10 protein-coding genes are annotated in these 10,389 nt (G+C 71.9%); 7 read left to right on the forward strand and 3 right to left on the reverse strand.

The genetic code is table 11. From position 1 onward, the window contains the following. The first annotated feature begins 153 nt into the window (after positions 1 to 153). Entirely contained in the window at positions 154 to 1,527 is a 1,374-nt protein-coding gene (locus tag GL263_RS13765; RefSeq protein WP_182855976.1) for an MDR family MFS transporter, read from the forward strand. A 45-nt stretch (positions 1,528 to 1,572) separates the two neighbouring features. Here GL263_RS13765 and rox read toward each other — a convergent pair whose 3' ends face one another. From rox to GL263_RS13780, 3 genes are all read right to left on the reverse strand, one after another. Next, entirely contained in the window at positions 1,573 to 3,039 is a 1,467-nt protein-coding gene (rox, locus tag GL263_RS13770) for a rifampin monooxygenase (RefSeq protein WP_182855977.1), read from the reverse strand. A 364-nt stretch (positions 3,040 to 3,403) separates the two neighbouring features. After that, positions 3,404 to 4,870: a WGR domain-containing protein gene (locus GL263_RS13775; RefSeq protein WP_182855978.1), complete on the reverse strand. Its 1,467-nt coding sequence runs from the start codon at positions 4,868 to 4,870 to the stop codon at positions 3,404 to 3,406. A gap of 132 nt (positions 4,871 to 5,002) precedes the next feature. After that, on the reverse strand, positions 5,003 to 5,452 hold the full coding sequence (locus tag GL263_RS13780) for an ATP-binding protein (RefSeq protein ID WP_182855979.1): 450 nt from the start codon (positions 5,450 to 5,452) through the stop codon (positions 5,003 to 5,005). Between the two features lie 241 nt (positions 5,453 to 5,693). On the opposite strand from GL263_RS13780, the gene GL263_RS13785 reads away from it, so the two are divergent. The 6 genes from GL263_RS13785 to GL263_RS13810 form a co-directional block, all read left to right on the forward strand. Continuing rightward, a complete protein-coding gene (locus GL263_RS13785; protein WP_182855980.1) occupies positions 5,694 to 6,545 on the forward strand; it encodes a Scr1 family TA system antitoxin-like transcriptional regulator in 852 nt (283 codons plus the stop codon). A 4-nt stretch (positions 6,546 to 6,549) separates the two neighbouring features. Further along, positions 6,550 to 6,753: a DUF397 domain-containing protein gene (locus tag GL263_RS13790; RefSeq protein ID WP_323379385.1), complete on the forward strand. Its 204-nt coding sequence runs from the start codon at positions 6,550 to 6,552 to the stop codon at positions 6,751 to 6,753. Positions 6,754 to 7,362: 609 nt separating this feature from the next. Continuing rightward, complete coding sequence (locus GL263_RS13795; RefSeq protein WP_182855981.1) at positions 7,363 to 7,845, forward strand: hypothetical protein; 483 nt, start codon at positions 7,363 to 7,365, stop codon at positions 7,843 to 7,845. A 100-nt stretch (positions 7,846 to 7,945) separates the two neighbouring features. Then, on the forward strand, positions 7,946 to 8,359 hold the full coding sequence (locus tag GL263_RS13800) for a hypothetical protein (RefSeq protein ID WP_323379386.1): 414 nt from the start codon (positions 7,946 to 7,948) through the stop codon (positions 8,357 to 8,359). Between the two features lie 237 nt (positions 8,360 to 8,596). Then, positions 8,597 to 9,700, forward strand: a complete 1,104-nt coding sequence (locus tag GL263_RS13805) for a peptidoglycan recognition protein family protein (RefSeq protein ID WP_182855982.1) — start codon at positions 8,597 to 8,599, stop codon at positions 9,698 to 9,700. Positions 9,701 to 9,870: 170 nt separating this feature from the next. Next, on the forward strand, positions 9,871 to 10,389 hold a 519-nt coding region (locus GL263_RS13810), incomplete at its 3' end, for an AMP-binding protein (RefSeq protein WP_182855983.1).

Consider the following 10,389-nt stretch of genomic DNA (forward strand, 5'->3'; position numbering starts at 1 on the left):
CCTCCCGACCTCCTCTCCCACCTCGTCCCGCGACCGCACCCCGCCGAGGCGGGCGCCGTTTGACGGGGACCGTCAATTGAGTGGCGGTCGCGCCCGAGCCGCCCGTAAGTTGCGTCGTACCAGGTCACCGCTTACACGCTCGGGGGAGTCGTCGTGCCCGCACCACCGCCGCTCCGCAGGTTCGTCCACGCCAGCCGGGAGAGCGTGTCGGGACTGCCCCGGCAGTTCTGGTGGCTGTGGACGTCGACACTCGTCAACCGGCTCGGCGCGTTCGTCGCCACCTTCCTGGCGATGTACCTCACCGCGGAACGCGGCCACTCCGCGACCTACGCCGGGCTTGTCGCCGCCCTCTACGGCGCCGGCGGCGCGGTCGCCGCCATCGGCGCCGGCGTGCTCACCGACCGGCTCGGACGCCGCCCCACCCTGCTGCTCTCCCAGTCCGGCACCGCCCTCTCCGTCGCCGCGCTCGGCTTCGTCGAACACCCGGTGGCGATCGCGGCCGTCGCCGCGATCGTCGGCATGTGCAGCAACGGCTCACGGCCCGCGGTGCAGGCGATGATGGCCGACATCGTCGCCCCGAAGGACCGCATCCGCGCCTTCGCCCTCAACTACTGGGCGATCAACATGGGCTTCGCGGTCTCCGCCGCGGCGGCCGGCCTCATCGCCGAACACGGCTACCTGTGGCTGTTCCTCGGCGAGGCCGCGCTGACCATGACCTGCGCCGTGCTCATCTTCGTCAAGCTCCCCGAGTCCCGGCCGGAGCGGCCGGAGGAGCCCGTCGGGCCGAAGGCCGGCTCGGAGACCGGTTCGAAGAAGAGCACCGACGTGTCGATGCTGACCGTGCTGCGCGACGGGCGGTTCATGGCCGTCACCGGGCTGAGCTTCCTCATCGCGACCATCTTCACCCAGGCGTACGTCTCCCTCCCCATCGCCATGGCGAACCAGGGGCTCTCCAGCTCCGACTTCGGCATGGCGATCGCCGTCAACGGCGTGATCATCGTCCTCCTCCAGATCCCCATCACCCGGCTCATCGAACACCGCGACCCCGCGCGGCTGTTGGTGGTCTCCTCCCTCCTCGTCGGCTACGGCTTCGGCGCGATGGCCTTCACCGACACCGTCGGCCTCTACATGCTGGCCATCTGCGTCTGGACCCTCGGCGAGATCATCAACTCGCCGACCCAGATGGGCCTGGTCGTGCGGCTCTCCCCGACCCACGGACGCGGGCGCTACCAGGGCATGTTCACCCTGTCCTGGTCCCTGGCCGCGCTGTCCGCGCCGCTGGCCGGCGGCGCGGTCATCGACCAGTGGGGCGCGAACGCGCTGTGGGGCGCGCTTGCCGTCGTCGGCACGCTCGCCGCCCTCGGCTACGGCACGCTGCTGCGCTCCCTGCCGCCGACGGCGTCGAGCCCCGCGCCGAGCGCCGCGAGCGGCGGATCAAGCGGCAACAAGGGTGACGGGGACGCCGACGCCGGGCGCGCGGCGCCCGCCGACGAGGCTCAGCCGCCGGCCCAGCCCCAGGCCCACTGAGCGCCCAGCGAGCGCCGGCGAGCCGGCGGGCCGCCGGGTTACCGCTCAGCCGCCGGCGGCGGACTCGGAGCCGAACCAGTCGGGGAGGTGGGCGCGCAGGTCCTCCTGGTCGTCGCCGACCCACGCCACGTGCCCGTCCGGCCGCAGCAGCACGGCGGGCACGGCCAGCTCGCCGCTGACGTCCACGACCTGGTCGACCCGGTCCGCCCAGCCGTCCACCGACAACCGCCCGGTCTGGTCGAGCAGCAGCCCGCGCCCGCCGCGCGTCAGCTCGTACAGACGCCCCCGCTTCTCCAGCGTCACGTCCCGCAGTCGCCGGCCGAGCAGTTCGTGCCCCTCGCCGAAGTCGTAGCGGATCGTGAACCCGGAGATCCTCTCGATCAGATGGCGGTTCACCTCCTCGATGTCCATCAGCTCCGACACCAGGCGGCGCACCGCGAGGGAGCCGGGGTCGGAGAGCAGCAGCTGCGTCTGCGCCCGGGTCAGGTCCAGCACGTCGGAGGCGACCGGACGCCGTTCGGACTCGTAGCTGTCCAGCAGGCCCGTCGGTGCCCAGCCGGCGATCCGCGCGGCGAGCTTCCAGCCCAGGTTGAAGGCGTCCTGCATGCCGAGACTCAGTCCCTGCCCGCCGGTCGGCGGGTGGACGTGCGCCGAGTCGCCGGCGAGCAGCACCCGGCCGACGCGGTAGCGGTCGGCGAGCCGGGTGGCGTCGCCGAACCGGGAGATCCAGCGCGGCGAGTGCAACCCCAGGTCGACCCCGGTCAACTCGCGTACGCGTGACGTCAGTTCTTCGAAGGTGGGCGGCACGGCACGGTCCTCGGCCACCTCGGCGGCGGGCACGATGAAGCGGTACCCGCCGTCGTCGAGCGGCATCGTGCCGAAGCGCCCGTGCTTCTTGGACGCCTCCGCCATCGCCGAGTCCAGCGTCTCCCGCGAGACGGCCACCTCCACCTCGCCGAGCAGCCACTCGTTCCTGGCCGGCTCCCCCGGGAAGCCGACGCCGAGCAGCTTGCGGACCGTGCTGCGTCCGCCGTCGCACCCGACGAGGTAGCGCGCCCGCAGCCGCGAGCCCTCCTCACCCCCGCCAGGCGTCTCCACCCGGGCCAGCTCCACGGTCACCCCGTGCTCGTCCTGCTCCAGACCGACCACCTCGCGGCCGCGCCGGATCTCCACACCTGCACGCACGGCGTGCTCCTCCAGCAGCCGCTCGGTGACGTTCTGCGGGATGCCCAGGACGTACGGGTGCGCGGTGTCCATGCCCTCGGGCCACGGCTTGTCGATACCGGCGAAGAACCCGCCGACCGCGTACCGCTTCCCGAGGGCGAGGAACCCGTCGAGCAGCCCCCGCTGGTCCAGCACCTCGACGCTGCGCGCGTGCAGGCCCAGCGCCCGCACCTGCCCGCTCCGCCGCGCGTCCTTCTCCAGCACCACCACCCGCACGCCGTGCAGCCGCAGCTCGGCGGCCAGCATCAGGCCGGTCGGCCCGCAGCCGGCGACGATCACGTCGAACATTCGGAAACCCCCACTCGAAACACCGGTTGAACGGCCAGCTCCCCGCGCCCGAGCGGCGGTCGTCCGCCGCGCGGGCCGCGCCCCCGCCGCCGTGACGACGCCGCCGTGTCGCCGCCCCCCGTACGACGTGCGCCCGGCCGGTCGACCGCCCCCTTGCGTGCCGCGCGACGACAAACGACCACAGGCTTCGCATAGGCGCCATCTCGGCAGGTTTCTGGCCCGGAGCGAGCATTCTGCGCCACCCCCCGGGCCTTGCCGCAAGGCCCCCCATGCGCTATATGTTGAGAGTGGCGAGGAGCAGATCTCCTCGCTCTTCTTGTTTCCGAGCGGGTGTTCCCAGGCCGCCCGCGCGTCGCCGTGCGGCCTACAGCAGTCGGCGGATGTCCCCCCGGACGCGGTAGAAGCCGCCGGCCGCCGGGTGCAGCGCGTCCACGACGTACCGGGCGCCCGGCTCGCGTATCGCGCGCGGGAACTGCACGTTCCACGACCGGTCGTAGCCCTCCGACACCACGTGGACCCGCATCCGGCCGCCCTGCTGGACGCACTCCACGACCACCGACCCGGCCGGTGCCTCCGCGACGGCGGTGACCGCCGTGGCCGTCGTCGCCGGCTGGTACGTCGGCAGCGTCGCCGCCAGCTTCACGTCCCGCGCGACCGGGACCGTGCCCTGCTGCGCGGCCTCGACGGCGGCCTCGCTCGCGTCCACGCACACCAGCGAGCCGTCCGTGGTCACCAGGTACAGGCGCTCGTCGTGGTACTGCATCGACAGCGCCGAGCCGCCGCCCGTACCGAGCTTCCACAGCCGCGTGCCGTCCCAGTCGAAGCAGTAGACGGACGACGCCGCGTCCCCCGCGAAGACGTACCGTCCGCCGGGCGACGTGGCGCACGAGTAGACCGACGCGTCGCAGCCGTACGTGGCCTCGACACCACCGCTCCGCTTGTCCAGCCGCTGCACGGCGCGGTGCGCGGTGCCCGCGTAGACGGCGGTGTCCTCCTGCCAGCCGAACAGGACCGGGCCCTTGGTGCGGGTGTGCCACAACTCGCGCCCGCCGTCCGGCGCGTAGGCCGTCACGCCCCGGCTGTGGCCGTGGTAGACCGCCTTGTCGTCGGCGCGAACCATCCACGCGTGGTCGCCCTGGCTGCCGCGCGACCACTGGTGCTCGTCCTCGTGGTCGATGACCGTCAGCCGGCCCTCGCGGTCCGAGACGTCCAGCACGCCCTCGTGGATGTCCAGCCAGAAGATGTCGACGTTCGCCGCGATGTCGTACGCCGCGAACGGCAGCTTCGAGGAGAGGTCGTAGACCCGGCCGTCGTCGCAGCCCGCGTAGATCCAGAAGTCGTCCGCCACCAGGCACTTGACGCCGTCCGGGAGGTTGAAGTGGGCGAGCACGCCGCCCTCGTGGTCGAGGGTGTAGACGTCCCCGGCCTGGTTGCCGACCCAACAGCGGTCGTCGTCCACGTGGATGCCGAACGCGGAGGACCCCGTGCGGAAGCGCCACAGCACCGGCGCCACGGCTCGCGCCGTCGACGGCGCGGACGCCACCTGCCGCCGCGTCACCGCGCGCGGCGCGCGCTCACCCGGCACCGCCGGGGCGTACCCCTTGCGGACCTTCTCCCCCACCTTCTTCGCGGCCGCCGCCCGCGCCTTCTCCGCCGTCGGGAACGTCGACACCGACGTCTGCCCGGCCGCCCCGATCCGCCCGTAACGGATCGTCACCACCGTCCCGGAGACGGTCACCTCGTAGAACTTGTGCGCGCCACCGCCCTCCTGCGACAGCTCCAGATACGTCGTGGACGTCTCGGCGGACTCCGTGGACCTCAACAGCGACATGGGCAAACCCCTCCCCGAGTTGGGCCCGGCACGTTCCCGCCGAACCCACTCCCCAGAAGCTAGACCCGACCACTGACAACCCCGCCCGGACCGGCGACGCCGCCCGCCGACCGGCCCGAGACGGGGCCGCCGCTACCGGCGGTCACGAAGCGTGAACCACACGACCTTCGTGCCGGGCCCGGTCCTCGCGTGGTCCCACGAGTCGGCCAGGCAGTCGACCAGGTGCAGCCCGCGACCGCCCTCCTCCCACGGGTCGCAGTCACGGACGGCGGTGACCACGCTGGGAAGCCCCTGCGGGTTGTCGTCCCGCACCTGGACGGTCACCGCGTCCGGCAGCAGGGCCACCTCCACGGTGATCAGCACCGACCGTCCGTGCCGGTGCGCGTTGGTCACCAGTTCCGAGGTGCAGAGCATCGCCCGGTCGGCAAGACGGGCGAGCCCGGCGACGCCCAGGAGGACGGCGACCCACTCACGGGCGATCTTCGGCGTGGTCCTCAGGCTCGGCGCCGTGAGGCGGTAGCAGGCGCCCGGCCCGGGCGGCGGGGCTCCGGGCGGCGGATCGGCAAGTGCGGCTCTGGCCATCTCTTCCCCTCTCAACGTGGTCCTGAGATCGCGCCCAGCCACGCGTGGCGTTGGCCGCTCCCGGGCGGGCACGCCTCAACGGCGCGCCCAACGGCTGCACTTCGGACTTACAGACCCAGCGCGATACGCCTTCGACCATAGCCGAGACGTATCACTGTTGATACTCACTTCACTCAATAGTGGGACAGCTAGACCACCGCCGGGACAGCGGCCAGACTGTGACGCGACAGAAGGGGACCCCATGCCACCCAGGAAGGCGCCGACCGCGCGGCAGCGACGGCTCGGCTCGGAGCTGCGAAAGATCCGGGAGCACGCCGGGCTCACACTTGTGGACGCCGCCGCGCTGTTGAGCACGGACCGGACGAGCATCAGCAACACCGAGTCCGGACGTTTCGGCGTGAGCGGCGAGCGCGTGCGGACATGGGCCGGCCTCTACGGATGCCCGGACGAGAGCTACGTGGACGCCCTGGTCCGCATGGCGGAGGAGCGCGGGAAAGGCTGGTGGGACGACTACCGCGACCAGCTCTCCGCAGGCGCCCTCGACCTGGCCGAGCTCGAACACCACGCTCGCGCGCTCCGGGCCGTGCAGATCATGCACATCCCCGGACTTCTTCAGACCGAGGAGTACGCGCACGCGGTGTTCCAGGAGGCGGTGCCGCCACTCAACGGCGCGACCCTCCGGCGGCGCCTCTCCCATCGACTGCGGCGACGTGACGTCCTCGACCGGCCCGATCCGCCGCAGTGCACCTTCCTGATCCACGAGGCCGCACTGCGCATGACCTTCGGGAGCCGGAAGGTCGCCCAGGCGCAGCTCGGCTACCTACTGAAGCAGTCCGAGCGGGACAATGTGACGGTCCGAGTCATCCCGTTCGACGTGGGCGGCTTCCCGAACGCGGGAAGTTCGACGCTGTACGCCCACGGCGAGGTGCCGCAGCTCGACACCGTACAGACCGACACCCCGCACGGCCCGGCGTTCCTCGACGCGGAGACACGCCTCGCCAACTACCGGGCGGTCTTGGACCGAACCCAGGAGAAGTCCCTCAGCCCCAGGAAGTCCCGGGACTTCATTCAGCAGATCGCACAAGGAGCATGACGGCGTGGAAGCAGCGGAGAGCATCAAGTGGCGCAAATCCTCGTTCTCGACGGACTCCGAGGGGAACTGCCTTGAGGTCGCGACCCAGGGTGACGTGATCCTCCTCCGGGAGAGCGACGAGCCCGAGCACATCATCCGGACGACGCGGCCCAAGCTGCGCGCGTTCCTCCAGGGAGTCCGCAACGGGGAGTTCGACGACCTGGCCTGACGGACACCCGCCCCAGCAGCGGCCCCTCGCCCTCCAGCGAGGGGCCGGCGTGCGTCACCACCCAGCTCTGACATCCGACGGATTCACCCAAGAGAGTCAAACGGTTGATACGGATATGTAGCTATCGCTAGGTTCTCCTCACGCCGCCACGGGCTCCGCGTCGACGCCCGCGGTGGCGGGGCTGCTCCCTGCCCGCCCTTCCACGCCGGCGGGCAGGGAGCCGGCTTGGTGTGCCGAAGAACCACCGCCCGTCCCCGCCCCGACAGCTCCCTCTCCCGGCGACATGAACGACGATCCGGAGCCCTCCGATGAACCGTCCGCTTCCGACCGCCCACCTCGCGGCGCCGCAGCCGCGCCCCGGCTGCGCTCAGTGCGCTGACCTCGCCCGGCAGCGCCATTCGGCGCGCGAGCGCCGTGACCACAGCGCGGAAACAGACTGCAACGTCCTCCTCCGCCGCCACCTCGGCGAAGCCCACGCGTGAAGTCCCCACGGCCGCAGCCGTGTTCTCGTCGCGAGGGGCGGCGGTCGCGAGCGCGTACGCCACGTGCCGCGTCGCTGTCCGCGTAACGAGGATGCGCGACAACAGACGTGAGAGCTAGAAGAGGAGAATGACCGTCTTCCTCTGTTCGCGATGCGGCACCGCGATCACTTCGGAGCTGACCGAGATTCCCCTCGTCCCCGGTGTCTCGGATGACTGGCACGACCGGGACCAGGCGACGCGCCTGGCTCCGTCCACGATCCCGCGTGGCCACTACGCGATCGACCACGATCCCTGGGGGCCTCCCTACGTCGTACAGAACGACCAGGAGAACCCGAGGCCGGCTCAGGGGCGCGGACCTCTGGTCTGCCGCGAGGAGGGTTTTGTCATCTCGGCGGGCACCAGAGACACCGTGCTGGTTCACCCCGACGATGCCGACCTCCGGCAGCTACCCGACGGCAGGAACAGCAACGGGTGCTGCGGACCGACAGGCGACGAGGGACTGAACCGAGCCTGCCCCTGCGGGGCCCCGGTGGCGACTCTCGCTGCCGACTGCTTCGGCCCCTACGAACTGCACCTCGACCCCGTCCGCACCTACGCGTTCTCGCAGTAGGTGGTGAGTCGCGCCAGAAGCCGAGGAGAATCCCGTGCCGCTCCGCACGGGCGGGCGGGCACCAGGAAGGCGGGAACGCCGGCCATGTGAGAATCCACTGGTGTACCAGCGCATCAGAACCACCCGGACAAGACGGGAACCGCGACTGCGGCCCGTGCGCCTCCGCCCGTCCCGCGTCCAGCCGGTCTCCTGGGCGGAGGCGGCGCTTGTGATCGCGGGCTCCTGGCTGGTCACCGGCGTGGTGTACGCCGCCGTCTCCGCGGTGTTCGACGAGCCGGGTTTCCCAGTCGCCGTCGTCGTCGTCTCCGTGCTCGCGCAGTGGCACTGGGAGCGCCGCGACTGGCCCGCCGCCCTCGCGGCGAGTCTCGCAGGCGCGATCACGCTGTTCGCGCTCCTCGACAAGCTGCGGCCCGAGATGGGCCTGTTCGTCGGCGAGGCCCTCGCCACCGGCTTCGCAGCGACAGCCGCCGTGCTCGTCTTCACCCTCGTCACACGCCGCCGGGCACGGCGCTGAGAGTGCGGCCCGGAAGGGCCCTACGGCGGCTCGGCCGCGTCCTGATTCGTCGCCTGCCTCCCGACCCGATTCGGACGGGTCAGTTGGTGGGCATTGTTGTTGGTGAGCAGTCAATCCGCGCGCAGGGGTTCGAGTGCTTCCTCGCCGTGACCGGCACTGACGTCACCTGACGGGCCTAGCAGGCGTGACCGTCGGGGGTTCGGGTTCGTTTCTTGATCCTCAGGCCAGGGAGGGAACGTGACCGCATCACCTTCGTTCGACCGGCGGGCGCTGCTGCGGAACGCCGGGATTCTCGGGCTCGGCGCGGCAGCCGTCGGCGGCGGCGTGGCGGCCGCCTGGCCGACCACGGCCGACGCGGCGACGGCGACCGGTGGGCGACGGAAGACCGTGCCCGCGCCGCGCGTGTACGGGACGGCGGAGTGGGGCGCGCGGCCGCCGTCCGGTGAGATCGACGTGCTGGACCGGGTGCCGCGTTACCTCGTCGTCCACCACACCGCCGAGCCCGGCAACAGCGAGGACTACTCGCTGGAACACGCCATGCGCGTCTGCCGCAGCATCCAGCGCTTCCACATGGACACCAACGGGTGGATCGACTCGGGCCAGCAGTTCACCAACAGCCGTGGCGGCTACGTGCTCGAGGGGCGGCACCGCAGTCTGGAGGTCGTGCACGACGGCGGGCGGCACGTCGTCGGGGCGAACGTCGGCGGCCGCAACAGCGAGGTCGTCGGCATCGAGAACGAGGGCCTGTACGTCACCGTGGACGTACCGCCCGCGCTCTGGCACTCGCTGGTGGCGCTCGTCGCCTGGATCGCCACGCGCTACGGGCGCCCGGCGGAAAGCATCATGGGGCACCGGGACTTCAACTCGACCGAGTGCCCGGGCGAGGTGCTGTACGGCAGGCTGGACGAACTCCGCCGAGCCGTGGCAAAGGCGATGGGACAGCGCGGTCCGCTCGAACTCCCGCTGAAATGGCCGCTGTTGCGGCCGAACGACACCGGGCCGCGGGTACGGGCGGCACAGCATCTCCTCCGGGCGCGCGGGTTCTCCGACGTGCCGACCGACGGCGTGTTCGGCCCGTCGACGCGGGGCGCCGTGGCGCGGCTCGCCGACGCGCACGGCATCGTGCCGCACAGTTGCACGGCGACCCTGCGGGCGGGCGCGGACGAGCGCGGCTACCTGGGTTCCGACCTCTGGCCGCTGCTCACCGCGACGGCTGCCCGGCCGGGCGAGAACGCGGACGTCGGCGCGGCGGTGGAGACACTACGCCGGGCGGGCGGCCGGCTCGACTCGCCGGGCGGACCGCTCGTGCGGCGCGACTGGCAGCGCCTGTTGGACGGCTGAACCCGCGCGGGTCGCCGGCCGGGAGGGGCGGGGGGAGGGAACGTTCGTACGGGCCCGCGCGTCAGCTTCGCGCCCCTCCCGGCCCGCCGTACGGGGGGTTCCGCCGGGACTCGCGCTGTGGTGAGGTGTTGTGCGATCCGGCTTGCTCACGACGATGTGAGGGTGAGGCCATGGTTATCAGCGACGCGACGGCGGAGTTCCGGGCGGCCCGGGATTTCCTGCTACGACACCGGGACGACTATCAGACGGCCTGCGACAAGTTCGTGTGGCCGCGCCCCGAGCAGTTCAACTGGGCACTCGACTGGTTCGACCCGCTCGCCGACGGCAACCAGCGGACGGCGCTGCACATCGTCGAGGAGGACGGCGCGGAGACGCGCATCAGCTTCGCCGCGATGTCCGCCCGCTCCGCGCAGGTCGCGTGCTGGCTGCGCTCGCTCGGGGTAGGCCCCGGTGACCGGCTGCTGGTGATGCTCGGCAACCAGCAGGAGCTGTGGGAGACGATGCTCGCCGCCATGAAGCTGCGGGCCGTGGTCATCCCGGCGACGCCGCTCCTCGGGCCGGCGGACCTGACGGACCGGGTGCGGCGCGGTGGCGTGAGCCACGTCGTCGTACGTGCGGCGGACACCGTCAAGTTCGACGAGGTGCCCGGCGGCTACCGCCGCATCGCGGTCGGCGGCGCGCGCCCGGGC

It is taken from the genome of Streptomyces durbertensis, assembly GCF_014156695.1.
GTDB lineage: Bacteria > Actinomycetota > Actinomycetes > Streptomycetales > Streptomycetaceae > Streptomyces > Streptomyces durbertensis.

What these genes read in the sequence shown, in the direction of transcription:
- rox (WP_182855977.1), bottom strand. Translation starts at nt 3,039, where the DNA reads ATGTTCGACGTGATCGTCGCCGGCTGCGGGCCGACCGGCCTGATGCTG.
- GL263_RS13775 (WP_182855978.1), bottom strand. Translation starts at nt 4,870, where the DNA reads ATGTCGCTGTTGAGGTCCACGGAGTCCGCCGAGACGTCCACGACGTAT.
- GL263_RS13780 (WP_182855979.1), bottom strand. Translation starts at nt 5,452, where the DNA reads ATGGCCAGAGCCGCACTTGCCGATCCGCCGCCCGGAGCCCCGCCGCCC.
- GL263_RS13785 (WP_182855980.1), top strand. Translation starts at nt 5,694, where the DNA reads ATGCCACCCAGGAAGGCGCCGACCGCGCGGCAGCGACGGCTCGGCTCG.
- GL263_RS13795 (WP_182855981.1), top strand. Translation starts at nt 7,363, where the DNA reads ATGACCGTCTTCCTCTGTTCGCGATGCGGCACCGCGATCACTTCGGAG.